Annotated in this window: 27 protein-coding genes and 1 pseudogene; 19 read left to right on the top strand and 9 right to left on the bottom strand. The window is 69.3% G+C overall.

Annotation, left to right across the window (positions count from 1 at the left end; all coding sequences use genetic code 11):
• Positions 1 to 445: 445 nt before the first annotated feature.
• From WMF46_RS34835 to WMF46_RS34825, 3 genes are all read right to left on the bottom strand, one after another.
• A complete protein-coding gene (locus WMF46_RS34835) occupies positions 446 to 1,099 on the bottom strand; it encodes a hypothetical protein (RefSeq protein WP_437981137.1) in 654 nt (217 codons plus the stop codon).
• 821 nt (positions 1,100 to 1,920) lie between these two features.
• On the bottom strand, positions 1,921 to 2,550 hold the full coding sequence (locus tag WMF46_RS34830; protein WP_437981136.1) for a JAB domain-containing protein: 630 nt from the start codon (positions 2,548 to 2,550) through the stop codon (positions 1,921 to 1,923).
• A gap of 91 nt (positions 2,551 to 2,641) precedes the next feature.
• Positions 2,642 to 3,292, bottom strand: a complete 651-nt coding sequence (locus WMF46_RS34825; protein WP_437987965.1) for an RNA polymerase sigma factor — start codon at positions 3,290 to 3,292, stop codon at positions 2,642 to 2,644.
• 167 nt (positions 3,293 to 3,459) lie between these two features.
• Here WMF46_RS34825 and WMF46_RS34820 point away from each other — a divergent pair, with 167 nt between their 5' ends.
• The 10 genes from WMF46_RS34820 to WMF46_RS34775 all read left to right on the top strand — a co-directional run bounded on the left by WMF46_RS34820 (position 3,460) and on the right by WMF46_RS34775 (position 10,356).
• On the top strand, positions 3,460 to 3,744 hold the full coding sequence (locus WMF46_RS34820; protein WP_437914805.1) for a helix-turn-helix domain-containing protein: 285 nt from the start codon (positions 3,460 to 3,462) through the stop codon (positions 3,742 to 3,744).
• Positions 3,741 to 4,007 (top strand): hypothetical protein, encoded by a 267-nt coding sequence (locus WMF46_RS34815; protein WP_437981135.1) that lies wholly within the window; start codon positions 3,741 to 3,743, stop codon positions 4,005 to 4,007. The genes WMF46_RS34820 and WMF46_RS34815 overlap by 4 nt, the downstream gene beginning before the upstream one ends.
• 113 nt (positions 4,008 to 4,120) lie before the next feature.
• Positions 4,121 to 5,320: a radical SAM protein gene (locus tag WMF46_RS34810; protein ID WP_437981134.1), complete on the top strand. Its 1,200-nt coding sequence runs from the start codon at positions 4,121 to 4,123 to the stop codon at positions 5,318 to 5,320.
• A gap of 34 nt (positions 5,321 to 5,354) precedes the next feature.
• Positions 5,355 to 6,311 (top strand): aKG-HExxH-type peptide beta-hydroxylase, encoded by a 957-nt coding sequence (locus WMF46_RS34805; RefSeq protein ID WP_437981133.1) that lies wholly within the window; start codon positions 5,355 to 5,357, stop codon positions 6,309 to 6,311.
• Complete coding sequence (locus tag WMF46_RS34800) at positions 6,308 to 6,469, top strand: hypothetical protein (protein ID WP_437924711.1); 162 nt, start codon at positions 6,308 to 6,310, stop codon at positions 6,467 to 6,469. Before WMF46_RS34805 ends, WMF46_RS34800 begins: the two co-directional genes overlap by 4 nt.
• An 82-nt stretch (positions 6,470 to 6,551) precedes the next feature.
• Positions 6,552 to 7,418 carry a hypothetical protein gene (locus tag WMF46_RS34795; RefSeq protein WP_437981132.1) on the top strand — a complete coding sequence of 289 codons (867 nt, stop codon included), beginning with the start codon at positions 6,552 to 6,554 and terminating at the stop codon, positions 7,416 to 7,418.
• Between the two features lie 4 nt (positions 7,419 to 7,422).
• Positions 7,423 to 8,055, top strand: coding sequence for a dTMP kinase (locus WMF46_RS34790; protein ID WP_437981131.1), 633 nt, complete (start codon positions 7,423 to 7,425; stop codon positions 8,053 to 8,055).
• Between the two features lie 85 nt (positions 8,056 to 8,140).
• Positions 8,141 to 8,959, top strand: a complete 819-nt coding sequence (locus tag WMF46_RS34785) for a hypothetical protein (RefSeq protein WP_437981130.1) — start codon at positions 8,141 to 8,143, stop codon at positions 8,957 to 8,959.
• Positions 8,960 to 9,445, top strand: coding sequence for an NUDIX domain-containing protein (locus WMF46_RS34780; RefSeq protein ID WP_437981129.1), 486 nt, complete (start codon positions 8,960 to 8,962; stop codon positions 9,443 to 9,445).
• A gap of 80 nt (positions 9,446 to 9,525) precedes the next feature.
• Positions 9,526 to 10,356, top strand: a complete 831-nt coding sequence (locus WMF46_RS34775; RefSeq protein WP_437981128.1) for an NAD(P)-dependent oxidoreductase — start codon at positions 9,526 to 9,528, stop codon at positions 10,354 to 10,356.
• 10 nt (positions 10,357 to 10,366) lie between these two features.
• Here WMF46_RS34775 and WMF46_RS34770 read toward each other — a convergent pair whose 3' ends face one another.
• The 3 genes and pseudogenes from WMF46_RS34770 to aepX form a co-directional block, all read right to left on the bottom strand.
• Positions 10,367 to 11,524, bottom strand: a complete 1,158-nt coding sequence (locus WMF46_RS34770) for a phosphoglycerate kinase (RefSeq protein WP_437981127.1) — start codon at positions 11,522 to 11,524, stop codon at positions 10,367 to 10,369.
• A gap of 60 nt (positions 11,525 to 11,584) precedes the next feature.
• Positions 11,585 to 12,397: a protein kinase domain-containing protein gene (locus WMF46_RS34765; protein WP_437981126.1), complete on the bottom strand. Its 813-nt coding sequence runs from the start codon at positions 12,395 to 12,397 to the stop codon at positions 11,585 to 11,587.
• A 65-nt stretch (positions 12,398 to 12,462) separates the two neighbouring features.
• Positions 12,463 to 13,341: pseudogene (gene aepX, locus WMF46_RS34760) on the bottom strand (phosphoenolpyruvate mutase); the annotation flags it as partial.
• Between the two features lie 1,299 nt (positions 13,342 to 14,640).
• Between aepX and WMF46_RS34755 the strand changes: the two are divergent.
• From WMF46_RS34755 to WMF46_RS34720, 8 genes are all read left to right on the top strand, one after another.
• The gene (locus WMF46_RS34755; RefSeq protein ID WP_437981125.1) at positions 14,641 to 15,048 is read left to right on the top strand and encodes a hypothetical protein; all 408 of its coding nucleotides are present in this window, start codon (positions 14,641 to 14,643) and stop codon (positions 15,046 to 15,048) included.
• A 102-nt stretch (positions 15,049 to 15,150) separates the two neighbouring features.
• Positions 15,151 to 15,678 (top strand): hypothetical protein, encoded by a 528-nt coding sequence (locus tag WMF46_RS34750; RefSeq protein WP_437981124.1) that lies wholly within the window; start codon positions 15,151 to 15,153, stop codon positions 15,676 to 15,678.
• A 254-nt stretch (positions 15,679 to 15,932) separates the two neighbouring features.
• Positions 15,933 to 17,609 carry a tyrosine-type recombinase/integrase gene (locus tag WMF46_RS34745; protein ID WP_437981123.1) on the top strand — a complete coding sequence of 559 codons (1,677 nt, stop codon included), beginning with the start codon at positions 15,933 to 15,935 and terminating at the stop codon, positions 17,607 to 17,609.
• A 61-nt stretch (positions 17,610 to 17,670) separates the two neighbouring features.
• Complete coding sequence (locus WMF46_RS34740) at positions 17,671 to 18,579, top strand: pirin family protein (RefSeq protein ID WP_437981122.1); 909 nt, start codon at positions 17,671 to 17,673, stop codon at positions 18,577 to 18,579.
• Positions 18,580 to 18,675: 96 nt separating this feature from the next.
• A complete protein-coding gene (locus WMF46_RS34735; RefSeq protein ID WP_012239229.1) occupies positions 18,676 to 19,071 on the top strand; it encodes a GFA family protein in 396 nt (131 codons plus the stop codon).
• A gap of 101 nt (positions 19,072 to 19,172) precedes the next feature.
• Positions 19,173 to 19,547, top strand: a complete 375-nt coding sequence (locus WMF46_RS34730) for a BlaI/MecI/CopY family transcriptional regulator (RefSeq protein WP_437544121.1) — start codon at positions 19,173 to 19,175, stop codon at positions 19,545 to 19,547.
• Complete coding sequence (locus WMF46_RS34725; protein ID WP_437981121.1) at positions 19,544 to 20,974, top strand: M56 family metallopeptidase; 1,431 nt, start codon at positions 19,544 to 19,546, stop codon at positions 20,972 to 20,974. Before WMF46_RS34730 ends, WMF46_RS34725 begins: the two co-directional genes overlap by 4 nt.
• A gap of 211 nt (positions 20,975 to 21,185) precedes the next feature.
• Entirely contained in the window at positions 21,186 to 22,253 is a 1,068-nt protein-coding gene (locus tag WMF46_RS34720) for a hypothetical protein (RefSeq protein WP_437981120.1), read from the top strand.
• Positions 22,254 to 22,318: 65 nt separating this feature from the next.
• Here the strand turns inward: WMF46_RS34720 and WMF46_RS34715 are convergent, their stop codons facing one another.
• From WMF46_RS34715 to WMF46_RS34705, 3 genes are all read right to left on the bottom strand, one after another.
• Positions 22,319 to 22,849, bottom strand: coding sequence for a hypothetical protein (locus WMF46_RS34715; RefSeq protein ID WP_437981119.1), 531 nt, complete (start codon positions 22,847 to 22,849; stop codon positions 22,319 to 22,321).
• A 501-nt stretch (positions 22,850 to 23,350) separates the two neighbouring features.
• Complete coding sequence (locus tag WMF46_RS34710; RefSeq protein WP_437544113.1) at positions 23,351 to 24,034, bottom strand: hypothetical protein; 684 nt, start codon at positions 24,032 to 24,034, stop codon at positions 23,351 to 23,353.
• Between the two features lie 108 nt (positions 24,035 to 24,142).
• Positions 24,143 to 24,739 carry a hypothetical protein gene (locus WMF46_RS34705; protein ID WP_437981118.1) on the bottom strand — a complete coding sequence of 199 codons (597 nt, stop codon included), beginning with the start codon at positions 24,737 to 24,739 and terminating at the stop codon, positions 24,143 to 24,145.
• A gap of 580 nt (positions 24,740 to 25,319) precedes the next feature.
• Between WMF46_RS34705 and WMF46_RS34700 the strand changes: the two genes are divergently transcribed.
• The gene (locus WMF46_RS34700; protein WP_437981117.1) at positions 25,320 to 26,015 is read left to right on the top strand and encodes a hypothetical protein; all 696 of its coding nucleotides are present in this window, start codon (positions 25,320 to 25,322) and stop codon (positions 26,013 to 26,015) included.
• The last annotated feature ends 3 nt before the right edge of the window (positions 26,016 to 26,018 follow it).

The raw sequence follows: 26,018 nt of genomic DNA, 5'->3' as shown, positions 1-26,018 counted from the left end.
ACCCTGTCGAACCCTCGGAAGTACCGACGGCGCGGTCGAACCGCAGTCGAGACCCCTCCTGCGCGCAGTCCGGACCCTTCCAGCACGCAGGCGAGACCCCTCCGGCGTGTGGTCCGGACCCCTCCCGCGGAGGCTAGGACGAGCCGGCCGGATCACGAAAGGCAGAACCGCGCGGGCCACCAACGCGGGCTGGCGATTGGGGATGCGCGCGGGACCAAAAGGCCCAGGAACGAGGGCGCCGCTCGCATGGGTCGAGCAGCGGGCAGAGGTTGGCCTTCGGCACGCGCGGGCGGCACGCTGAGGGACGATGCCGAGAGGCTCACGCCGCGTCGAACGACGGGTCTCTGGCCCTGGCGATGGGCGGCGGCTCGGTGGGGTGCCGAGATGGGTCAGGATCGCCACAATGGCTTCGCGCTCGGAGATGTCGGCGACGACCCGCCGGCGCCTACCGCACGGACACGCGAGCACATCGTCCGAATAGACGCGGCGAATGAGGGAAGCCCAGTCGATGCGTGCGTAGACGGGCAGGACGATGCCGTCGCCCAGGCTTGTGCGCGCGCTCGCCGGAGGGTCCCAGGTAGCCGCGGGAGGTGGCGCCGTGATGTCGTTGGCGCAGGTCGGTGGCGCCGTCGCGCTCGTCTTCGTCTTCGTCTCCGGCACCGGGATGCTCGTCGCCGCGGGTCCGCGAGCCACCACGGCGGCTCGCCACGACGAGGCGGATAGGACGAGCCAACGCGTTCCGCAAAGTCAAGAGCTCGCCGAGCTCCTCCGCGAGCGCGTCGGCTGCCTCGGCGTCGGTCTCGCCCGTGCGCCGCAGCAGGAAGCTCACCGACTCGGCGCGCTCGATGCCGCGCACCGTGATCGTCGTGAGCCCGCGCCAGATCGGGTTCTGCGACGTCATCAGGATGTGGCCGCCTTGCGAGACGCTCGGGATGTACGGGTCGACCTCGCTCGGCGCGCGCACGTCGTCGAAGAGGAGGAGCCACTGCCCGCGGCGCCCGAGCCGGCTGCGCACCACCGCGACGGCGCGGGCCGGATCGGTCTGCTCGTGGTCCGGCAGCCGCATCTCCGAGGCGAGCGCGACGAAGGCGGCGTCCATCGTCGACCGGCTCTGGCCGTCGATCAGGAAGACGGGTGTCGTAGGCGCCCGCGTTGCGGTGCGCGTACTCGATCGCGAGCTTCGTCTTGCTGGTGCTGCCGAGACCGCAGAGCGGAGCGATGCCGCGCCGCGCGAGCGTGGCGCCGATCTCGGCGAGGAGATCGTCGCGCGCGGCCAGATTCCGGCCTGTCCACGCCGGGACGCTCCGGATCCCGGGCGGCGGCGGCACCTCGGAGTGGCTCAACGGCTGGGCGCCGGCGCTCGGTGAGCCTACGGGGGTTTTGGGTGAGCTGCTCGACCTGCTTTCGGATGCCCTTGGCGATGTCGGTGAAGGCCTCGCTCTGGTTGACCCAGCTCGTCATGGGGCGCCCGCCCCGCGGCAGGCTCGCCAGCCTGCCGAAGGGCGCGCCCTCCCAGTCGCAGGCGTCGAGGATGACCGGGATGACGCGCGCCTCACCCCGCTCGTGGCGCTCGGTCGCCTTCTGCAGCGGAGAGGACAAGCAAACGCGTTCCGCAAAGTCAAGATTCTCGGAGCCGTTCCTGACTCGTGCAGTCCGACTGTACGAGCTCATGGACAGAACGTGCACGTTGCGCGGAAGAGCGCGGTTGCGTACTCACCAGATTCCTTGTCGTGCACCGCCCAGCCCATGGGTCACCTTGCGCTCGTGTTCGCAGAGCTGGCTGTCTGGCCTGCTCCTTGGTTCTGAATGTCGGTTGTCGTCGGTGTCTTGCCCGCGCCAGCGCTGCAAGGTGAGAGCGCTGCGCCCGAGCAGCGCGGCGGGTTGGCGTCGCGCAGGGCCGGCAGCCGACCCGGCCCGGTGTCAGCGGCGGAACACGGAGGAGAAGCGCCCGGCAGGCGTGACGATGACGTGATCGTCGAGGGGTACGCCGAGCAGGTGTGCGGCGTGCTCCACGGCGCTGGTCAGGAACACGTCCTCGTCGGTGGGCTTGGGGTCGCCGCTCGGATGGTTGTGGCAGAGCACGAACGAGGTGGCAGCCATCTCGAGCGCGGCGCGCAGCACATCGGTCTGCTGGACCACAGTGCCGATGAGCCCGCCTCGCGAGAGCATGCGCACGCCGCGCACGCCGTGGTGGACGTCGAGCGCGGCCATCCAGAGCTCCTCGTGCACGAGGTGGGCGAGCATCGGTTCGAAGAAGCGGGCGATATCGCGTGGCGAGCGCAGGCACCTCGGGCGGCGCGTGCGCGCGGCGTGCACGCGCCGCCCGAGCTCGAGGGCGGCGAGCAGCCGCAGCGCGTGTTCGGGCGCGAGCGCGGTCCGCTGCGTGACCGCGTACGGCGTCATGCGCCCGAGTTCCAGCAGGCCGTGCATGCCGAGCACGCGCGAGGCGGCACCGGGCACGCCGAGCACCAGGTCGACGAGCGTGGCCTCCGGGGCGGTGGGCACGTCGACGAGCGGGGCGACAGGGAGGCTCTCGGCCGCATCGCTCATGATGCCACCTTGGCGGGGGCGAGCCGCGGCGGGTCGAGGGCTGGGAGGAGATCCGCGAGCGCCTTCACGCAGGCGCTCTGCACGGCGCGGCTCATCGCGACCACCTCCGGCAGCGAGCGAGGGAGCGGGCGAACAGGCGCCGCGCCAGACGGAGCCGCGTGGCCACCGTCGGCCTTGGGATCGCGAGGGATTCGGCGATCTCGACCATCGTCAGGCCGGTGGCGGTGAGCGCCAGGACCTCGCGAAGCTCAGGGCGGAGGCGGTTGAAGGCACGAAGCAAACCGCGCGCGACGAGGCGCTCCTCCGGAGACGGGGCGGCGAGCGTGGCGAGACGCTGAAGATCGAGCGCGGGCGCTTCGTGCCGGCGGTAGGCCTTGTCTCGGTAGTGCGAAGCCTGTCGCGAGGCGACGCCCGCGAGCCAGGTGCGGAGAGCGTCGGCGGGAGCAACAGCCGGGGGCGGGCGGAAGCGGCCGGCGCGTATGCTGCGCCAGGCGCCGAGGACCGTCTCCTGCGTAACATCGTCGAGATCAGCGGGGAGAACGCCGCGGGCGCGGAGGGTGCTGCGGATGAGCGGACGCTGTTCGAGGAGCGCGGTGGTTTCGAGGTAGACGGCGGGGTGAGATGGCTGGTGCCCGCCTCTGGGCGGGCCGGCGAGCCGGCTGCAAGCAGCGGCACGGGGGCGGCGGCGGGAGGACGGATCGATCTCTTGGCCCTGTTCAGGGCGTGGACGTACTGTTTCCATGTCGGACCTCGTGCAAGCGGGGTTCGGCCACGCAGCCCGGGGCGTTGGCGCGCCCGCGGGCTGCACTTGTTGCGCTGCCCGCAGCTTATGCGCCGCGAACCATGGCAGTCAAGGGAACCTAACCTAAAGGTTGCGTTTTCGCAGGACGCGGAGGGGACGCCGCAGGTATGGAGGGCGATCATGCGGATGCGGTGCTCGAGTACATCGGGGCGAACGTGCATCGGCTTCGTGTACGGTCCGGTCTGAGCCAGGAGGCACTCGCCAAAGCGACGGGTATCAGCACCGGTTTCCTGCAGCGCGTCGAGAGGGGAAAGACGAACCTCGGGGTCGTCATTCTCGTCCGCCTAGCTGACGCGCTCGGTGTTGCCCCCGGTGTTCTGATGCGCCGCGCCACTCTGCCGGAAGCGACGGTCGGAAGGCCGCGCAGTCGTGTCCGAGGCTCGTCTGGTTGACCCCGCTCCTGAGCTTCGAGGGCTTTCCGCCCGAGGCGCAGGCCATCAAGGCGACACTGCCGCAGGTGGCTGAATTCCGCGCCGTGCACAACATCGAGAGCCTGGAACAGAACGCCGCGGACCCCGGTCCCGAACGTGCCCGGGCCTCCCGCGGCGAGGCCCCGAGTCTCGCAGGGGCGCTCTACGGCGAAAAATCCGCTACGGCCCTCTGTCGCGAACACGTTCGTGGGCGTCCAAGGAAGCATCAATGGCAATGGAGCTGATCAGGCGATGATCAGTCCATGACGAATGTAACACGTCTCGCTCGGCACAGCTGGCCAGCATCGCTCCGTGGGGGTAACCTAGATAAACAAGCACGGTAAGCGTGAGGTGATGCATGAGTCATGCGCTGACGCCATCGACCCAAACGGCAGCACCAGAGATCCTGCTCCACGTCCCCAAGCCGGGCGAGGCGCTGAGCATCATCCTCAAGCTCCCTGGAGACGTCTGCAACATCAACTGCGCCTATTGCTACGAGAAGCGGAAGCCAACGAGCGACGATTTCGCGATCACGCGCGAGCTGCTCCGGACGCTCTTCGCGAAGGCGGAGGGACGGCCGCTCTCGATCGAGCTCCACGGCGGTGAGCCACTGCTCGTCGGGCGCGAGCGGATGCGCGGCCTGCTCCGCGAGTGCCGCGCGTACACCGGCAAGCTCCGTATTGCGATACAGACGAACGCGATCCTCGTCGACCAAGGCTGGATCGATCTGTTCTTGGAGGAGTGGCCGGAGATCGAGTTCGGCGTATCGATCGACGGAGACGCGGCCCAGAATGCACACCGGGTGGACTACAAGAATCGGTCGACCCACGCTGAGGTCGAGCGGGCGCTCGCGCTGTTTCACGAGGCCAACATCAAGGTTGGCGCGATCGCGACGGTGACCCGAGGGAATTGCGGCGATCCCCGCCGCCTGCTCGAATATTTCCTAAACCTCCCCGCGGTGACGTTCCTCAAGCTCAACCCGTGCTTCGACTTCCAGGTGGCGGCCTCTTCGAGGGTGAACGCGCGCTCCCTTGCCGTGCTCGATCCGAGCGGCCGCGGGGTGCCGGCCTGGGGTCTGACGCCGCTCGAGTTCCGCGACTTCCTCTGCGTCTTCTACGATCACTGGGTCGAGGCGAAGGCGTTTAAGCGCCTCCTGGTCGAGCCCTTCTTGAGCATCCTCCGGGTCCTCGGCGGCAAGCGCAGCAAGTTCTGCGTCTACGACCACCGGAAATGCACGAGCGTGATCACGCTCTACCCCGACGGGCGCCTCGGGAGCTGCGACGAGCTCTCGATGCCGGACGCACTGCTCGCCCGCTCGATCGACGAGATCGAGGATCTGGACCACCTCGTCGACTTGAGGACCAACGCTCCGCTCCGCGCCGATCTCGAGGCCTTGCTCTCGAAGTGCGCGGGCTGCGCCTATCGGACGACGTGCAACGGCGGCTGTCTCGCCACGCGCAAGAGGTACTCGGGCTCCCGGTATTACGACGAGTACTGCGAGTACCGAGGGGGCGTGATCGAGCACATCGCCCGCCGCCTGGGGGCCCGGGCCTCGTGACGACCAGGGGGACGCCATGTGGATGAATCGCTGGATGAGGGACTACGATGCCGTCCTCGCGCCCGCGTACGCGGACACCCTCCGGCGGAAAATCGCGGCGCTGAGGAGCCTCTCGCCCGGGCTCGATCCCGCGGCGCTGGGCCTCGACGCGCGCCTCGCCGGCGCCCTCGTCGATCACACGCTGTTCGCCTGCAAGCAAGCCGCCGAGACGCGCGACGGCGAGCTCGCCCGCCGCGCGCTCGCGCTGTGGTCTCGCTCCAACGCCGTCCCGCCTGCCCGTCTGCTTGGCTGGCGCGACCGAGCCTGGCTGACGGTCGACGCGAGCCTCTGCCTCCGACGGCCGGAGATTGACGCGAGCTTCGACACGCCCTGTTACATCGTCTCGGACGAGGCGCTCTCGTCGAGCGCGCCTCGCGGCCTGTCGCAGGCCGAGTTCGACCAGATGGGCCGGCTGATAGAGGCGTCGGGCCTGTCGTTCCTGGCCGACCGCGCGTCGGCGATCCTGGTCATGCTGCGGTATCGAACGCTCGACGAGAGCCTGACGGGATACACTCTGTACCCGTTCGTCGGCACCAACTTCACCGACTGGACGGAGTCTCCGTTGCGCATGGGCGAGTGCCTCTTGCACGAGGCGGCGCACACCTGGCTGAACCTCCTCGTCCGCGCGAGGCGCGTCCAGCCGAGGACGTCGAGGCTCTATCCCTCTCCCTGGCGAGGAGTCGATCGGCCGGCGATCGGCATCGTCCACGGAGCGTGGGCGTTCTCCATCGTCTACCTCTACTACGACCGGCTAGCGCGCCTCGGCGGCGCCGGCCTCCTGCCCGACGAGCAGGTGCGGTATTGCCACGACCGCCGCGGCTACGAGCTCCTCCGGCTCCGCCAGGTCGCGCCGTTCATCGAGGCGGCCGTCGGCGACGTCGGGGATCGACTTATTCGAGAGGGCCTGATCGAAATCTATCCCGGTTTTCAAGACGAAGGAGAAAAGCCGTGAACAAAGATGAAACGTTGGATTTCGAATCGTTCGTCGGCGCGCTGCGTGCGCTCGATCTCCACGCGGAAGAGACCGCCAGCAGCGCCCACCACAGCAACGGCTCCGGCCGTGACTGGGAGGCGTTGCAGTCCGAGCTCGCCGCGCACAAGAAGGACTGACGGGTGAACACGAAGGCGGCGCGCGAGCTCGAGCGCTCGAGCGCCGCCTCTCTTGCTCGATCGAGAGGAGACGGGAAGGAGCATGAGCGCGACTGCGAGCGAGCCTCCGCTCTTGGAGGCATGGGAGATCCTGGCCGACGGGCTCCAGGTCCACCGCTTCTTCCTTCACGTTCACCCGAGGAGGCGCGCGCGGAGCGTGCGCCGCCTGGCGGGGCCGGCTTACGAGGCCCGCCCGTGGATCGCGCTGCTCGACGCGATCGACGGCGAGCTCCCTCCCGCGCCGGAGGCTCTGCCCTGCGCTGTGCGCGCGGAGGGCGGCGCATTCCTGCTGGTCCGCTCGGAGGACCGGGAGCTCGGCCCTCGGACCTGGATGCGCGCCCCAGCGGACGCCGACATCGCGCGCGCGCGCGATGCCCTCGCGCAGATCGCCCGCACCCCGATCGCCTACGTGGTCACGCTCGGCGCCGAGGTCATCGCCTTCGCGCCGCCGGAGGTTGTGCCGGCCGATCATTACACCGCCTGCGTGCGGGTGCCCGATCTCGCCGGCCTCGACCTCGCCTCGGCGCTGGTCGCCGGCGCAGCGCGTGAGCTGTTCCTCGGGCTCCACTACGAGCGCGACGACGGACGCCCGGCCCGTTCGAGCAACACGCGCTCGTCGCCGTGGTCGGGGCGCGCGATCCCGCTCGACGATTTCGCGCGGGAGACCTACGAGGCGGCCACGCTCTTCCGTTTCTGGTCGGCGGTGCGCGGCGCCGAGGGCTGGAGCGCAGAATGGGAAGCGCGGTTCGCCGAGGCGCGCGCGAAGCTCGAGCGCGCCGACGCGGAGCTCGACGACGTGCTCGCCGCGCTCGGGTACGTGGTCACCGAGGATCTGGTCCGGACCGCTTGTCCCGGGCCGAACCGCTTCAGCAAGTACGGCGCCGGCGCCGGCGCCGGACAGGCAGGGTGAGCGCATGTCGTGGTTCGTGGCCATCGAAGGCATCGACGGTTCGGGCAAGACGTCACTGCGTAAATGGCTCTATCAAGAGCTGCGCGGGCGAGGCGCCGGCGTCCTGTCGATCCCCTCGCACTGCTGGCTCGATCCCGACGCGACGGAGATCATCACCGACGCGAAGTATCACGAGCGGGTCCTTTCTCGGGAGGCGCTCACTGCCGCCTACGTTCGTGACAAGGAGCTCCTGTCCGCGCGGCTCATCGAGCCCCATCGGAGGCTCCGCGGCGTCCTGTCCGATCGTTACGTGTGGAGCGACATCGTGTATCACGAGGTGCTCTACGGCACCCCCAGGGCGGTCACCGCCGGTGCGTACCGCGAGAGCGCGGTGAGTCGGCCCGATCTCGTGATCCTGGTCACCGTGTCGCCGGAGGTGGCCACCGAGCGGATCCGCGCGCGAGGCGTCGCCGCCGACAACCGATGGGATACCGTCGAGATGCTACGGCGGATCGACGAAGGGTTTCGCGCCGTTGCCGCGGGTCCGCCGCACCAAGCGCCCGTCCTCGAGCTCGACAACTCCGGCCCGCCCGGAGCGATGCTCGAGTTCGCACGCGAGACGTTGCTGCCGCGCCTTTCCGGAACAACCCGTGATTGACCCGACACCGCTTTTCCGCGCCGGTCTCGATGCCCTGCGATGCCGTGAGCTGCTCGAGGCGGCGGCGGGTTTCAAGCTGTCCCGGGTGAACCTCGCGCCCCTTGAGCACGAGGCCGTCGCGGAGTGGTGCGCGGCGAACGGGCTCGTCCATCGCCTCGCGAATCACGGCCTGGAGGAGGGCTTGGCCGATGAAGGGCGCGGCGCCTGGTTCAACACCGGCCGGCGGGTCGAGCGCGACGCGCCCGAGTGCTCGGTCCTCGTCGTCTACGTGGGCCGCGACCCCGAGCACGTAGACGAGCTCGCCCGGGCGGACGCCTCGGAAACGCCCGACGCCCGCCGCATCGCCGAGCTACTGCGCATCCCCTCCTGCTGCGCCGAGTTCTATTGCAGGGAGCGAGCGAAGGCGGTCCTCGAGCATGCCGACGACTACGTGTTCCTCACCACCCGGGCGACGCCGTCGAAAGGCCCCTGGCCGGCAGAGGCGAACTACCTCGCTCAGTATTTCGGCCATAGCCTGATTCACCACTACCCGTGCCGGTGGGACTGCCTCGCCACCATCGAGCGCGCGCGCGCCGCGCTGGCGCTCCTCGCCGGCGTTGACCCGCGCTGGGCGGCCACGTTCACCCACCGCACCGCGGGCACGATCGTGGTCGAAGACCGGACGGCCGTTCACTTCGCCCGAGGCGCGCAGCTCCGGTCGAGCATGATCGAGTTCCACCCGTCGGCGCTCTTCTCGACGTCGACCACACCGCTCGCCCGCGCGCTTCGCGCGGCCCGCCGGATCGAGTGGGAGAGCCCCACCCGATTCCACGTTGGAGGCTTCGCGCCCCCGGGCGGCGAGGAAGGACGCGTGGTGGCGCTCCCGTTCGCCTGGACGGCGAGCACCGATGAAGGAGGTTTTTGAATGGACGAGAGGTTCCACACATCGTCGAAGGCCGTCGTCGTGCGGGACGATCACATCCTCCTCATTCAATATCGGGACGTGCCAAGGGGTGAGGCGGGCCACCACTACAATCTGCCCGGCGGGCGCGTATGTCCGAACGAGCGCCTGACCGACGCCGTGGTCCGCAAGCTCAAGGAGGAAGCCGGTGCGGACGCCGTCGCGGGGCCGCTCTTGTTCGTCTACGAGTACATCGGGAGGAACCACGCCTCGGAGGCGGGCGACAAGCACTCCATCTCGCTCATCTTCCGTTGCGAGCTGCTCCCGGGGAGCGCCGAGCCTTCGATGTCGACCTGCACGATGCCCGACTCCATCCAGACAGGCGTCGAGTGGGTACCGCTGTCGAGGCTTGAGGAGATCCTCCTCTTCCCGAAGATCAATCGGCGTCTGCTCGACCTGCTACGGAATCCGCCACCCGCTGCCGACCCCTACTGGGGCGACATCCTGTGACGGGCCACCGGCAAGAGGCCCGGCGCTCGCTCCGCGTGGCCATCCTCTGTCCGGTCTGGCCCGGCCTCAGGACCATGCTCGTGGATCGCGGGTTCGAGCTGCTCGACCAGGGCGAGGGGGCGGACGCGCTCGTCATGCGTAGCGAGACACGGCTCGATCGCGACCGCGTCCGCTCTTGGTCGCGGGCGGGGTTGCGGCTCGTGCTCCGCGCAGGCACGGGTCTCGACAACATCGACATCGACGCCTGTCGTGAGCATGGCGTGGAGGTCATGAACTTTCCTGGCATCAACGCGCGCTCGGTTGCCGAGGTCGCGGTGGCAATGGGGCTCGGGCTGTTGCACAGGCTCGGCGAGGGGTGGCTCGCGATGCGCGTCGGCGAGGCGAACGCGAAGAGCCGCCTCCTGGGGCGCACGCTCCGGAGCTGCTCGATCGGCGTTGTCGGCCTCGGCGCCACTGGTCGGGCGACGGCACGCGTCTACGCTGCACTGGGCGCGATGCGCGTTGTGGCCTGCCGTCGGACCCCGATGCTCGCGAGCGAGGGCGTCGAGCTCGCATCGCTCCGCGATGTGCTCGAGTGCGACGTGGTCAGCGTGCACGTCCCGCTGACGCCCGAGACTTGGCACTTGATCGGATCCACGATCCTGGCGCGAGCGCGCCGTGGCGGCGTGCTGGTCAACATGTCAAGACGCGAGGTCGTCGATCACGACGCCGTCCGGCGCTCCCTCGACGAGGGGCTGCTCGACGGGTACGGCTCCGACGTGCTCGATCCGGCGCTGGACGGGGAGCTCCTCCAGCACCCGCGCGTTATCTCGACGCCGCACCTCGGCGGGCATTCCGCCGACATCCAGGAGGAGATCGCCCACGCCGCACTGGCCGCGATCGTCGCCTGGGCTGCGCGCGCCCCGCGTTGAGAGGGCGCAGTCAGGCGCGGAGAGCTTCGATGCCCGGCAGCGGGAGCCCACCGACGTAGGCGATCGTCGCTCCGCCGCCGGTCGACAGGTGAGCGAAGCGGCTCGCGATGCCGAGGAGGCTCACCGCTGCGAGGGTGTCACCGCCGCCGGCGATCGCGGCGCGCGGGAGCCCCGTCATCACGCCACGGGTGCCCTCAAGGAACCGCCGGTCTTCGTACACACCGAGGGGGCCGTTCCAGAAGGCGGACGCGCACCCCGCGAGCAGCTCTCCGAAGAGCGCGGCCGTACGCGGCCCCACGTCGCACGCGACGTCGCCCGCTCCCAGCTCTCGTACGATCTCGACATCGTCGCCTCGCCGGACCACGTGGTCGACGGGGAGCACGATGCGGGCGCGCGCGGTCCGGAGGAGCTCCGCGGCGAGCCCGACGCGCGCGTTCTCGACGGGCGAAGCGCCGACCGAACGACCCGCCGCCGCCAGGAACGTGAGCCCCATGCGACCGCCTAGGAGAAATACGTCGGCAGCCTCTGCGAGCCGCTCGAGGGCGCCGATCTTGTCGGCAACCTTGCCTCCGCCGAGGACGGCGGCGAAAGGGCGCGCGGGCGCGTCGAGCGCCGGCGTGAGGCCGCGGAGCTCGCGCAAGACGAGGCGCCCCGCGGCTCGCGCGGGCACGAGCCGCGGGACGCTCACGATCGAAGCGTGTCGCCTGTGCGCGGTCGCGAACGCGTCGCCGACATAGACGTCGATTCCTTTGGCGATCGCCGCCGCGAAGGCCGGCTCGTTGGCCTTCTCGCCGGGATGAAGCCGGAGATTCTCCAGCAGCGCGATGTCGCCCGGCCGGAGATCCCTCTTCGCCCGCGCGACACGCTCACCGGTGCACGCCGGCACGAAGCGCACCTTCCTGCCGAGGATCTCGCCCAGTCGCGCCCCGACGGGCGCGAGCGACGGGCCTGCGGCGCGGGAGCCGCAGGGATCGCCGAGGTGCGAGGCGAGCACGACGCGCGCCCCGCGCGCGCATAGATCCTCGATGGTGCCGGCGGTCGCGCGTATGCGCGCGTCGTCGACGATGCGCGCCCCCGACATCGGCACGCTGAAGTCCACGCGCACGAGGACGAGGCGCCCGTCAACGAGGACGTCGTCGAGCGTGGCAATGCCGTCGAGGATCCCCACCGACGAAGAGCGTAGCGCCGGGCGAGGCCGCGAGCACGCGCGCTTCGGATCTTCAATTCTTCAATCGGGGGATCCGGCGGCGACATCGACCGTCGCCGCGTCGAACACTTCCCAGAACCGCTTGACGGACGGGTGTCGTTCCGCCGGATCCGGTCTGGTCGCCCGGAGGAGGACGTTCGCCAGATCGGGAGAGCACCGGAGCCCTTCGCGCCAATCCTCGCCGGCGCGGTCGCTCAGTGCGCAGATGGCATAACGCCCGAGTTGAAAGACGTTCGTCCGGCCGTCGATCCACGATCCCTGGATGAACTCTTCAGGGGCCATGAGCCGGGTGGAGCCGTAGTTGCGCTGGGCCTTCAGCGTGAAGCCATCGCCCCGCTCGAACAGCTCGAAGTCGTGGATCTTGACCGCTCTGTGGGCGAAATCGTAGATCACATTGCCTTCGTAGAAGTCGACGCCGACATAGCCGGCTCCGGCGATGGCGTTGATGGCGCCGAAGATGGAGCGCAGCGCGCGCATCTTCTCGGCCACCGGGAGCGCGTTGAACCGGCCGCGGTTCTGTCTCCCGATGAGCGGCGTCCCCTCTATCTTCTCGAAGACGAGCGCCGTCCCGTCCCGCGCTTCGAGCACATTGTGCAGACGGACGATGGCCGGATGAAGGTCGAGCGAGCAAATCTCCGCGTCTTTACGGAGCGTCTCGTCGAAGATTTCGCGCTTCGCCCACTTCACGAAGAAGGAGCGTCCCCCCAGGTCGACAAGCCAGGCGCGCAGCTCGGGGTTGGACGTCTTCACATCGCTCCTCGCAGCGCCCCGGAGCCCGTGAAGGAAGTCCTCGACGTCGAGAGCGGTTCGTCTCGTGTCCACCAGGTCGTTCACGCCGTCCTCGACCCTCGCACGTTCAATTCGGACGGAGCCTAGCACCGGCGCCGGGGTCATCAACGCGTCTGGTCGAAATACTTTCGCTCTGCCCGGCAGAGCTCGTCGGCGCCTTGGAGGCGAAAGATCTCCTCCACCGAGGCGATCCGCCCCTCCACGGACATGAGATCGGCGCTGGCGCGCAGGGTGCGCAGGTTCTCACTCAAGGCGGAGATCACCGTCCGGATGGCCTGGTTGGCAAAGATGAAGCTCCGGATCCCCTCGGGCACGAGGCGATCCAGACGAACAGAAGGGTATTTGGTCGGGACTACGACGAGGGGAGTGTTCGATCGCCACTGGCGGGCGAACGCCAGCACCTCCGAGGCGTCGGGCTGCTTGCTGTGCACCAGGATCGCGTCAGCGCCGCTCTCTTCGTAGGCCTTCGCGCGGCAGAGCGCCTCGTCCACCCCGCGCCCCGCGATGAAGGCCTCCGTTCGCGCCACCACGACGAAATCCGGATCGGACTGGACGTCCTTGGCCGCGCGGATTTTGCCGCTGAACTCGCCAATGTCTGCGAGCCGTTGCCCCTCCCCTCCGAGGAAGCTGTTCGTCTTCGGAAACTGCTTGTCCTCGAGGCATACGCCCGCCGCGCCGCGCTGCTCGAGTTTTCGCACCAGCCGCCGCACGTTGTTGAAGTTGCCGTAGCCCGTGTCTCCGTCGAGGAGGATCGGCAGCTTCGTGGAGTCGGCCATGAACTCCAGCACTTCCAGAACTTGCGTCCAGCTCGCCTCGTTGCAGTCGCGCACCCCGAGCGAGGCCGAGATCGCGAGGCCGCTAGCCCAGATGGCCTGGAAGCCCGCCTCTTCGACCAGCTTTGCCGACAAGCCGTTGTGGGCCTCCATTAGGATCGTCATCTCCGCGGACCAGAGCAGGCGACGCAATTCCGTCGTTCTCGCAGTCGACATGGGGGCGGTCACCTCGGAGGAATATCGGTATGGATGAAGCGAACGAGCGATCAGCAATCACACGGAGCGACATACTGAGTGACGCGATCCGGCGGGTCAAGGCGGCACGCGGGAGATCCATAGCCCGACGCAGATCGCCGTTCCCTCTGGACGGAGCACTGCCTACCATGGCCACCATCATGCTTCTGGATCGAACGCTCGCAGCCCTGGGAGCGCTGCTGGTCTTCGCGGCGAGTTGTTGCAGCTCCGTCGAGACAGGCGGTACACCGGCGGCACGTCGTCGACGAAGACGGCGGATCTCCAAGCGGGACGAGCGGCGCCACGGGGGGCGCGTCTTCCCCCCGCGCCTCCGGGCACGGCCGGCGCTTCGAAGTCGAGCGCGTGCTACTCCTCTGGCTTGTCGAACCAGGAAATTCGGGTTTCCTTCGGGGATGACTGCCACGTCCGAACCTCCGTTGTTGCGGTGTTTCGGGTTCGGGGCGGAGCTTGAACAAGAGCCCGTGAGGAGGCCCGAAATGGTAATTCTGACGACCCGGTATCTCGTCGCGAGTTACCGGGATCTGGTCAGGTGTGGAAACCGCTCTGGTGACGCGCAGTTAGACGGCTTCGAGGGAGCGCCCGAGGGGCCTATTTGGGGGGGCGCGAAGGGGGTCGATTTGGTAATTTTGCGCGGGGTCGGTTGAGGGGCTCCGGCGAGCCGCCGATCTCCCTTTTGTCGCATACGTCTGCAACAGGGCGGCGCGCGGCGGGCACGACCGCGGGGCGGCGGCCCGAAGGGTGGGGCGTGAGCTCTTCCCGGCGGACGCCGGAGCGGCCTGGGCCTGGAGCCGAACACGCCGCGGACGCGAACTCGGCGCACGTGGCCGCGGAGCTCGTCCAGGCGGGAGGCTGGCGCAAGGCGGAACTCGCCCAGGTGGACGCCAGCGCGGCTCGCGGCCGCGGCGGCGGGCGAGCTGGCCCCGCTCGATGGCCGGGCCGTGGGATCGCCGGGAGGGGTCACCCCGCACACCGAGCTCACGTGATCGGGTCCCAGCGAACGCCAGTCAGGGCACGGTGCCACGTGAGGACCGGCGCTCTCTTGGTCGCACGCTACATCAGACTTTAATGCCGTCGCCCTCGCCAGGAGCCGACTCTGGTAGTGTGCTTTAACGCTCTTTAAAGTTGAACGGAAAATGAAGGCTTCGCTCTGGCGGGTTTGTGGTTCGGTGCTTTTGTAGACGCATGAGCCCGCGGCGCTGGTACGAGCTCGCGTGCGGAGTTGTCCGCGCGCCGAGCCACGTCCTGGAAGAGTGTTTCCAGATGAACAAGCAGACCCGGTGCCACCTGCGCGCGATCGCACGGTTGCACCCCGAGATCGGCAACCTGTGTGATCAGCTTGAAGCGCCCTGGAACGCCGTGCGAAGGATCGCGCACGCGCCGGGGGCGGCGGCGCAGTGGGAGCGCGCGGAGCAGGTGCTCGGTGAGCTCGTGGAGAAGCGCCGGGCGACGGCGCCGCGCCGGTCGAGGCTGGAGGCTGCGCGCCTGGAGGCGCTGAAGCGAATGGGACCGCCGATGGAGGGGGGAGGAAAACTTGAAAGCAGCATGCGAGCCGCGTGGGAGGCGGCGGAGCGCGGGACGCGCGCGGTGCCAAGCCCACGTCCGGGCGATCGGCATGCTCGTCTGCGGTGCAGCGCTGCCCGGCGCGAAGCGCGCCAGTCGAGCACATGAAGCGGCGTCGAGTTGGACTTTCGCCGCTTGCGTCTCCCGTGCGTGCCTATCGTGGCCGCTCGCCGATCCTATTTACGAACCCAACACGGATGGAGGTATGGCATGACACGAGCGGCTCTCGCGCGTGTATCGGCACCGCTTGCTCTTCGTCAGGCTGGTAACGGCACGCGCGCCATCGACAGAGAGAGCCTGGAGACGCCCACCGGCGGATGGTCCAGCCCGAAGATGATCGACCAGTCAGCCATGACGACGGCAACCGCAACGCTCGCGATCCCGCTGGATGGGCTGACGATCACGGCGCCGCAGCCGGAGATGCTCTCGCAGAAGAACGTCGAGGCAGTCACCGGCATCCCGGCTCGCGTCTTCCTCGACACGATCCGCGCGCCGGGCTTTCCCCTGCCGGTCACGAAGCTCGGCAAGCTGCGTCTGGTCGAGCGCGAGGCGTTCGTGGCGTACCTGCGCGCCCTGGCCGGTGAGCCGGCCTCGCGTCGTACCGCAGAGGTGGATGAGCGCACACGGGTTGCCGCTGTGCTGGCCTCTGTCGGCCTTGAATCTGTCCCATGCCCGAAAACCAACCGGGCGAGCGCTCCTCCCGCAGGAACACGCCGTGCTAGGCTGCCGCCGAAGTAGAGCGGGCCCGCCCGGCGGTGGAACGCCGGACGGGCCCTTGATCGAGCCCCGCTTTCACCGGAGACCGACCCATGACCGACGTACCCCAGCGACGGGCGCGCGCCAAGCGCTCGCCTTCCTCCCCCGCCTCATCCCTCCCTGCACAGGCATCGACCGACCGGCGTTTGCGTTCGAGCCGGTCTAGCGGGCGCTCCTCACCGGCGGCGGAGCCAGCTGCGCCCGTCGCAGACTCGCCGGGCTCCGCGGGCACGATCGTGCGCCCGAAACTGGCTGCTCGCGCGCCTGGCAGGCCAGCAGGAGACAAGCGCACCAACGGCTCCGGGTCCGTCCGGCTGCGCGGCAAGACGTGGACCGCGCGCCTTAGCCTCGGCGAGGCCGGTCGACCGACGTTCAAGTTGCCGACGTGCCGGACCGAGCAAGAAGCCAACGCGCGCCTGAAGGTGCTGGCGGAGCTTGCGGGGCGTCTGCTCGCAGCCGGCCAGATCGTGCTCGGCATGCCGCTGCTGGAGCAGGCTGCCGCGCGCGAGGGCAATGCGCTCCGTGATGTCCGGCTCGCGATCGACCAGCTGTGCCGGGGCGAAGCGCGCGCCCGCGCCACCGGAGAGACCACCTTCGCGGAGTTCGCCGAGCGGGTTCTGTCCGGACAGCTCGCCGAGCAGTATCCGGATCATGTGAAGACGATTCGCAGCGCGGATGACTACAGATCGAGACTGGCCCACGTGCTCGAGGTGCTTGGTCCTGTTCCTCTCGCGCGCTTCACACTCGATCATGCCGATCACGCGATGTCATTGCTTCCAGGGCACTTGCAGTCCGGAACGCGTCAAAAGATCGCTCAAATCATCCATCGCATATTAGCGCTCGCGACCTACCCGGCGCGCGTTATCGGTAGCAACCCTCTGCCGCGGGGATGGATCCCCAAAAACGATGATGAGAAGGCAAAGGGCTACCTCTACCCCGACGAGGACCATCGCCTTATGCGGTGCCAGGCGATCCCTCTTTGCTTCCGGATCTACTACGGCTTCCTCGACCGGGAAGGCATGCGAGCCGACGAGGCCGGAAGGCTGGAATGGTCGGATGTCGATCTGGAGCGCGGCGCAGTGGTTCTCGACGAGAACAAGACGGACGATCCCCGCGCGTGGGCCCTCTCGCCCGACGTAGTGCGCGCGCTCCGGAAGTGGCGCGAGCTCTGCCCGGACAATGCACGTGTTTTCGTGGGGAAGTGGGGCAACGCCTTGCCGGGGCACAACGGGGCAAAGAACTTCAGAGATCACCTCCGACGCGCAGGAATCGATCGGCCTGAGCTCTTCGAGACCACGGATTCAAGGCTGAATATCCGTTTGCACGACACGCGCGCGACCTTCATCACTGTCAAGCTCGCGGTCGGCCGCACGGAGACATGGATCTCCGATCGAACCGGCCACAGCTCGAGCGACCAGATCCACAACTACAAGCGCGCTGCGCGCAAGGTCGCGGAACTCGCCCTGGGCGACTTCGCCCCCTTGGACGAGGTACTCCCCGAGCTGAGCGCCAAGGGCGGCTCGGCAGCAGGAGGTGGTCCGGCGTCCGGCGAACACGAGGCGGGAGCGGCGAGCGACGAGGGCTCCATCGCCGCCGCGCCCCCCTGCGACGTGGTGACCCGGAGCGACGTTGCCGGCGCCGCCGCGGCGGCCATGGATGCCCCCGAAGACGGCCGGTTGGGCCCGCGTTGGGCCATGCCGGAAGAAGACCTGGTCCGCCGCAAGCCGGAACCAATCGAAATCATTGTTGTTTCTTCCGATCGCTCCCCAGCACCAGGGAAGAAGCCCAAGAACTTCCCTGGTTCCGCGCTCACGGCAGGCCCCGGGGCGGCTTGGCACCATCTCACACGCAGCCACAGAAAAACCTGGGCGACGAGCCGCTACACATCCGGAGCTCCCGATGGGCTAGGGTAGCGATCCCTGGACCGAGGCGACGCCCCGCGCACCCCCGCCCAGCGCCGCGAAGGAGCCCCCGATGAGCCGTTACGCCGACCATGAACCCGCCTGCGTGGACTCGCCCGCGAACGCGATCGAGCTCGTCATCGACGCGCGCGCCCGCGATCTGGGCGGCTTCTCCGTGCGGCGCGTTCTGCCGTCGGTCCGCCGGCGGCTCGTCGGTCCGTTCGTCTTCTTCGACCACATGGGCCCTGCGCGCTTCGCGGTGGGACAGGGCATCTCGGTGCGCCCGCACCCGCACATCGGGCTCGCGACGCTGACGTACCTGTTCGAGGGGGAGATCCACCACCGCGACAGCCTCGGCACGGCGCAGCCGATCCGGCCGGGCGACGTCAACTGGATGGTCGCCGGGCGCGGCATCGTCCACTCCGAGCGCGGCGACCTGGAGCACGAGACGCACCTTCACGGCGTCCAGTGCTGGCTCGCGCTGCCGATGGAGCACGAGGAGGACGCGCCCCGCTTCGAGCACCACCCGGCGGCGACGATCCCCGTCGTCACCCGGGAAGGCGCCACGCTGCGCGTGATCGCGGGGGAGGCCTACGGCGCGCGCTCGCCGGTCGGCGTCCTGTCGCCGACGCTCTACGTCCACGCGGAGCTCGACCCGGGCGCGACGCTCCCGCTGCCCGAGGAGCACGCGGCGCGCGCGGCCTACGTGATCGACGGGTCGGTCGGCTGCGAGGGCCAGCGCTTCGGCGAGGGGACGATGCTCGTGTTCCGCGCCGGAGCGCAGCCGGAGCTCCGCGCGCTCTCGCAGAGCCGCGTGATGCTCCTCGGCGGCGCCGCGCTCGAAGGCGACCGCCACATCCTGTGGAACTTCGTCTCGAGCTCGCCGGAGCGCATCGAGCGCGCGAAGCAGGGCTGGAAGGCAGGGCTCTTTCCCAAGGTGCCGGGCGACGACATCGAGTTCATCCCGTTCCCCGACGGGTGAGGGGGCGCGAGCGCCGGAGCGGCGCTCCCAGGCGCCGCGTTCAAGGGAGCCAGAGCGGCGCTCCCAGGCGCCGCGTTCAAGGGAGATAGACGGGCCATGTTGAACGGAGCTTGTTACTGCGGTGCCGTGCGCTTCGAGGTCGACGACGCGTTCGGCTACGCCTTCTACTGCCATTGCTCGAGGTGCCGGAGGCGCACCGGCGCCGCCTGCGCCGCCATCGGCGGGATCGAGATCGACAGGCTCCGCGTCACCGCGGGGCGGGAGCACCTGCTCCGGGTCGGCGAGTCCGAGGACGGGTACCGCTGCGTCTGCAAACAATGCTTCTCGCCCGTGTACGACGTCGTCCGCGAGCAGCGGTTCGCGCACGTGCAGCTCGGCACGCTCGACGGCGCGCCGGCGAAGGGGCCCGATCACCACATCTACGTCGGCTCGAAGGCGCCCTGGCATCAGATCACCGACGCCTTCCCCCAGTTCGAGGAGCTGCCGGCGTAGCCCGCGGCCCGACCCGGCCCGGGATCCCGCCGGCCGCCCCGGAACTCGCGCGACTACATTTGTAGTTGACGAACGGCCGCCCATGAACGACACTTGTCGTCGTGGGAACCGAAGCGCTGACCGATCTGCAGCTCGCGGTGATGAAGGCCCTCTGGACCGTCGGGGAAGGCTCCGTAGGGGACGTCGTCTCGGCGATGGCGGAGGACGGGCGGGAGCTCGCTCCCACGACGGTGGCGACCTTGCTGCAGCGGCTTAGCCAGCAGGGGTGGGTAGAGCGCAAGCGGTCTGGCAGGCAGTTCGTGTACCGCGCGTCGGTCGACCAGAAGGAGGCGGCCAGGGGCGTGCTCCACCGCGTGCTGCGCTCGTTCTTCGGCGGCAGGGCCTCGGCCCTCACCGCGCAGCTCCTGGAGTCGGAGCAGCTCAGCCCTGAAGAGCTCGAGGAGATGCAGCGGCTGATCAAGGAGAAAGGAGCGTGATCCTGGCGCTCCACCTGCTCGCGGGGCCGGGCGCCTGGCCCGGCGTGGCGGCTCTCTGGCTGGCGCTGCTGCTCACCTGTTCGGTCCATGCCGCCGTGTGGATCGGGGCGGCGGCGCTCCTGGCTCACCGGAGATCCCTCTCGTCCTCCACGCGGCACCTGCTCTGGAAGATGGCGCTGTTCGGTCCGCTCGCGACACTGCTGCTCGCGGCGGTGATGTCATGGGGCTTCGAGCGCGCGCCCGGGGACACGGCATCTCCTGGAGAGATCGCTGTCCTGTCGCTCGAGGACGCCCCCGCGCCGGCCGTCCTCGACGCCGCGCCTGGGGCCGGCGGCTCGACCAGGGAGAGCGCCGGCGCCGGATCACCGGCGTGGCGCGCCGGGGGAGGCCCGGGGTGGACCCTGCTCGCCGCGTGCACCGCTGGAGCGGCCGCGCTGGGGCTGCTGCGGTTCGCCTCGTCGGCGCTGCTGCTGTGGCGTGGGCTCCGCGGGCGCAGGGCGGTGCAGGACGCGCGGTTGCTCCAGCGGCTTGAGCGGCTGCGTGCCCGGATCGGAATGGGCCCGGTCGCGCTGACGGAGAGCGCCGGTGTCGGCAGCCCGCTCGTCATCGGAGCCTCCGAGATCTGCGTCCCGCTGGCGAGGCTTGCAAACCTCACCGACGCCGAGGTCGATGCCGTGTTCGCGCACGAGCTGGCGCATATCGAGCGCGGCGACGGGTTGTGGTTTCCGGCCGCTGGCCTCGTGCAATCGGTCCTGTGGGCGCATCCTCTCGTCCACTGGGCGTTGTCCCGCTTCCGCCAGACAGCGGAGCTCGCCTGCGACGATCGCGCCGTCGAGCTCACGGGGGATCCCCTCGGTCTGGCGCGCGCGCTGGTCCAGGTCGCGTCGGGCGCGTCGTTCGCCCCGCGGCGCGCGCTGGTCCCGGCCATGGCGCGCTCGGCGGGCGCGCTCCTTCCGCGCGTCAGGCGCCTCCTGGATGCGGGGAGCCGGGCGCGAGCCACGTCGAGCCCTCGGGGCCGGCGGCGGGCCATCGCCAGCCTCGCTGCGGCCGGCATCGCGGCTGCTGGCCTGAGCGTCCAGGTGGCGCGCGCGCGGCCGCCGCTGCTCGTGGCCGGCGCGGGCAGCGCGCTCCCGCGGGATCGCGGCGCTGCCCTCGACGTGACGGCATCGCCGCCCGACGCCGCCGCGGCGAGCGAGCAGATGGCCGAGCTCGCGCGCCGCGAGCAGGAGATCGAGGCGCGGCTCGAGGAAGCGCTGCTCCTCCCCGACGCGCAGCGCGAGGACACCCAGGCTGCCGTGCGCGTCCTCGAGCTGCGCCAGGAGCTGAGGCACGCGCGCGCCGCGAAGGCCTGGATCGAAGAGCGATTCGTCGACGAATCGACGACGTGGGAGAGGCGCCCGCGGGCGTCCGGCAGCGCGCCTCGATAGCGCGCTCCGCACATCGCACGGACCTGTCCAGAACAGGCCGAGCTATCCCCCTCATTTGGCCGCCGTTTTCAGCGGGGAAATTGAACAGGGAGGCGGGGAGACAGGGAGTATTTGAATATTTCCCTCTCGTCTCCCCGTCTCCCCGTCTCCCCGTCTCCCTGTGAATTTTCCGAAGAAACTGAGGCGATGCCTCAGCAGAACAGGAGCTGACATGTCGATCATGAACAGGACGCCGAGCGCGCGGCGCACGGCTGCGCGCGCGGCGCGTGCGGGGTTGACCGCCCGGGCTCTGTGCGCGGTTGCGACGATCGGGCTGACTTCCGCCGCCTGCGCGCGCGCCGAGGTCGTCACCCTGGAGCGAACGGGACAGCCCATCACCGTCCACAGGCCAGCGCTGTATCCGGAGACGATCGAATTCGACAGCAGCCGAGGCAAATTCCTTGTGAGCTCGTTCAGGGAGGGCGCGATCTACGCGGTGGACGGCGATGGCGGCGTCTCCCGTGTCGTCGACGACCCACGCCTCTGCTCGGTGCTCGGCATCGCCGTGGACGTCGAGCGGGGGAGGCTCTGGGCGGTGAGCTCCGATCTCGGCGCGAGCATCAAGCCATCTGCCGCGGGGCCGAAGAACCTGGCCGCCGTGGGCGTCTACGAGCTCTCCACGGGCAAGGCCATCCACTACGTGGATCTCGCGCCGCTGTCCCCCGGCGCTCACCTCGTGAACGGCATCGCCCTGGACTCGGCCGGCAATGCCTACGTCACCGACAGCTTCTCGCCGACCATCTACAAGGTCGATCCGCAGGGGAACGCGGCCGTCTTCCTGCGGGACGAGCAATTCACCGGCGAGGGGATCAACCTCAACGGCGTGGTCGTCCATCCCGATGGCTATTTGCTGGTCGTCAAGAAGAGCGATGGCACCTTGTTCAAGGTGCCCCTCGCGAACCCCGCGCGGTTCTCCAGGGTCGATGTCGCCGAGCGGTTCGTGGGCGGAGACGGGTTGACCCTGGTGGGGAAGAAAGATCTCGTGGTCGTCGCGAACCAGGCCGCCAGCGTCGCGTCGAACGCCGCGTTCTCGCTGTCGAGCGAGGACGGCTGGAGCACCGCGACATTGCGCGCGGTAGAGCGGCTCGGCGACGTCTATCCGACGACCGGCGTGCTCCGGGACGGAAAGCTCTATGTCATCCACAGCAAGCTGAACGAGCTCATCCAGTCGTCACCGGAGCAGCGAGAGCGGCTGCGGGTGGAGGCGACGATCCAGCAGATCGGGAGCGCCGCGCTGTAGCCGCGGCGCGCCTCGCGGCCGGCCCGAGGCGGGCAGGGTCCTGCGGGGCGCGCCTTGCGGTGGCGTCAGGGCTGGTCTTCGCCCTGGCCCTGGCCGTCGTCGGTGTTGCCGAGATCGGGGCATTTCTGCGCGATGACGTCACACGCGGCGACGGGGGCCTCGAGCGCAGTCGTCGCGGAATCGCAGCTGAGCGCTCGGACCTTCTCGGCGTTCGCCAGCATGCACGCCTCGTACTCGGCCACCGTCGCGGTGCAGCCGACGCGCGTATCGGCCGGCGGCAGACAGCTCGGCGTGGCCGTCTCGTCCGCTCGCGCCGGCGGCTGCTGGCCCTCGGCCAGGCACTTGTCCCTCACGGCGGTGCACACCTGCCCGACCGTGGACCACAGGAGCCCGACGAACTCGCAGGAATCCTGCCTGGTGAGCACGAGGTTCGGCGTGAGCGATTGACACGTCGTGTCTTCGTCCGCTGTCGTCAGGTCCTTGAGCTGCTTGCTGCTCAGCGCGGCGGGGATCGGAGCGGCCGCCACATCCTTGCCGCCCCAGAGGACGAGCGACAGGAAGGCCGAGAGTGCTCCGAGTCGAATCAGTCGATTCATTCGTTCTCTCCCTTGTACGAGCGGCCGGCTCCGGCCGCGGACGGGCTCGGAGCAACCGACGTACCCGGCGCCGCGTTGTGCACGACGGGGCCGCGCGGGTCTCCGTCGCCGCCCGCGGCGCGACGAACGAGGGCCACGCGCTCATGGGTCTTCCAGCCTTCCCTCCTTCGCGACCGCGCGCTCTGGCGAGATCCCATCCAATCCACCCTGGCCGCCTGTCCTTCTGTGTGTGTGCGCGCGCGCTCGCCGGCGCGGGCAGGATGGGTACAGGGCCGCTCGCCCTGCCATGGCGGCGGCGCGCTCACAGGGGACGGCGCTCTGGCGCTCGGACGAAGCGGATCGGACGACGTGAATACGAGCCATCCGGCGCAAGGACGAAAGGGAGAGAAAATCCTGGCTCTCCTGGCGGCCTTGGCGTCCCGGTGAACCCCCGGGACGCCGCTGCCGCGCCGGCCGCGGCGAGCGCCGCGCCGGAGCGAAGGGCGGCCGGGGGCGGGGCCGTCAGAAGAGGTCCCGCTCTCCGCCCGGATACACGAAGGAGCTGCGGGGCGAGTACCACGAGGCGCTCGTCACCACCTGGACCGGGCTCCCGGGCCGCAGCGCGTACACCGGGTGATCCTTCGCGAGGAACTCGACGGCGAGGAGCTCGTACGGGTCGGCCATGTCGGCGATATAGGGGTAGTTGCCGGCGACGAGCCGCCCGTCGACCTTCGTCACGTAGGCGAGGTGGCCGCGCGCGACCACGCCGATCTTGTTGCCGACGAGCGCCCTGGTCCGGATGATGGGCACGCCGTCGACCGAGGTGGTCGCCACGAGCTCTCTGCCGTGCAGCTCGAGCGTCGTCGCCCCGGGCGACGCCGGCACGCCGCGCTCGCGCACGTACCGGCGCACCGTCTCGGAGGAGTTGACGTAGTGCGTGAAGAACCGGGCCGGGCTCGCGCCGTCGGGCGTCGTGTGATCCGCGAGATCCAGCCCCAGGTAGGTGAGCGAATAGGCGCCGAAGCCGGAGGTCTGCTCCGGTTTGTCGACCACGTACTGGTTCATGTAAATGGCCTTGTTCTCCGCCGGCCTGATCCCGTCCGGCAAGAGCGCCGCGGCGGCGGCCGGATCCGCTGGGACCCAGCTCGAATAGAGCATACGGCTGTCGATGACCATCTGCGGCGCGGCGAGCTTCGACTCCGACATGGTGCTTTCCTTCTCCCCCCGGGGAGACGAGCAGTATCACAACTCGACGCCCGGTGACGCACGAGCCGCCGGGCCGACCCCGCGGCGAGCGCCGCGGCGCCCGGGCCGCTACTGGACGAGCGAGCAGACGTAGAACCGCTTGTTGTCGCAGTAGTCGCCGCTGCACTCCACCGCCGTGATGAACCGGTTCGTGCCGAAGTGTACGTACCACTCCTCCTCCGACAGCCAGCCCGACCAGGAGCAGCCCGTGAGGCGCCCAACCGCAGGTTTTGTGCACTCGAGCGAGATCTCGTCGCAGTAGCGGTCCGCGCAATCGATGCCCGTCACGATGCCCTTGTTCCCGCGGCCGCCGAAGCAGTAGCGCACGTTGTCGCCGAGCTCGAACGCCTCGCAGCTGCCGCCGCTCGGGCCGTCCGAGCACACGATCTCGCCGAGATCGCTGTCCCCCTCCTCGGAGAAGTAGCTCGTCCAGTACCTGGTGGAGATGTCCAGAGAGCTCCAGGAGGGCAATCCGTTGCAGTGCAGCGCGACCTCGTCGCAGTAATCCCCCCAGCACGCGAAGCCGGTGGCGGCCTCGGGGCCGGGACAGTAGACGGGGGCGTCTTCTTCCGAGACGTAGCCGGTCCAGCCAGCCTGGGCGGGAGAGGCCGCCGCGATCGACGCGAGCGCAACACAGCCTCCGAACAGCAGGGCGATCTTGTTCATGACAGCAAAGCTCCTTTGTCTGTGGTGTCGGCAGGGCGCCGTCGGGCGGGCATCGGCCGGAGGATTCCGGCCAGGCGTGCGTGGGTCGGGAACCTCCACGCGGCCTCGCCATCTGCGTTCGAGCGCCTGCTGGCGACGTGGAATAGCAACCGATGCGCCAAGCGCCGCGAGCGCGCCGGCGCCGGCGTTCACGGGGGTGCAGCAGGAGACGCGCGCGGCGCGCGGCCAGCAGCTTGAGCCAGCTTCGCGCAACTCGAGCGTCGTCGGCCCGAGCTGCTTCGGGTGGATGGTGGGGAGGAAATTTTACGGCTAGGCTGTAAGATGAGCAATCGACATCGACCCGTGCCCAAACCGGGACCCCCGCGGTCTCTCCAGGTCGAAGGGGCCAGCGAAGGCGGGTCCCTCTGGGGCGCCGCGCTGCACCGAACGGCAGGCGTCCCGCCGTGCATCCAGGAGAGCTCCGCCGGCGGCGCGACCGCACCGCGGCGGTGGCGGCGCGCGCTGCGCGCGGCGTCCTCTCGCGGATGGTTGGGTTGCTCGTTCGTTATAACTCGTTGTCTTTTTTTCAAGGAGAGATGTCATGAAGCATCGTTCGATTGTCTCTTTTGCGCTCCCGCTCCTGCTCGCCGCGTGCGGCGACCCTCAGGTCGGCTCCGAGTATCCGGGCGAGGCTCTGCTGACGGTCGAGGGCACGATCGTCAATGAGCAAGGCGTCGCGCCGACCGGGCCGGTCGACGCCGTGCTGGTCTGGAACACCCAGGGCGATGTCGAAAACTTCCCCGTCGAGACGCCGGTGACCGGAAGCTTTCCCGCGAGCTTCACGCTGTCGATCCATGCGCCCCCGCAGGAGAGCGCGCTCAACGATTTCAGCGAGTTCGGTGTCGTGGACACCCGGGTCGGCATCGCCACCGTCGAAGCGGCGCTCGACGAGGCCTCGGCCGGGGAGGGCACATCGCTCGGCGTCGACGAGGACCATGTGATCGTGTACGTCGAGAGCCAGATGGCGGAAGGCAGCTTCTGGTCGAATCTCCTCGGAGGACCGCTCTCTCCCGGATTCCATGTCATGGATGTGTTCAGCCGCGAAGGTGCCGTGGACGCAGAGCTGCAAGCGGCCTTCGACGCCTGCGACGCCGCGGCGACGACGGAGGCGGAGCACAACGCCTGCGCCGGCTTTGACGTGAAGATCAAGATCCGTCCCTCCGCCGGCGGGTCGAGCACCTCGCTCACCGTCCGGATCGCGCCCGCCGAGGATTTGACGTACCCCGACTGGCACTGATCG

It is taken from the genome of Sorangium sp. So ce117, assembly GCF_051524395.1.
In the GTDB taxonomy this organism is placed as follows: domain Bacteria; phylum Myxococcota_A; class Polyangia; order Polyangiales; family Polyangiaceae; genus Sorangium; species Sorangium cellulosum_B.
The sequence above is the reverse complement of the archived record's forward strand: the minus strand, read 5'-3'. Positions and strand labels throughout refer to the sequence as shown.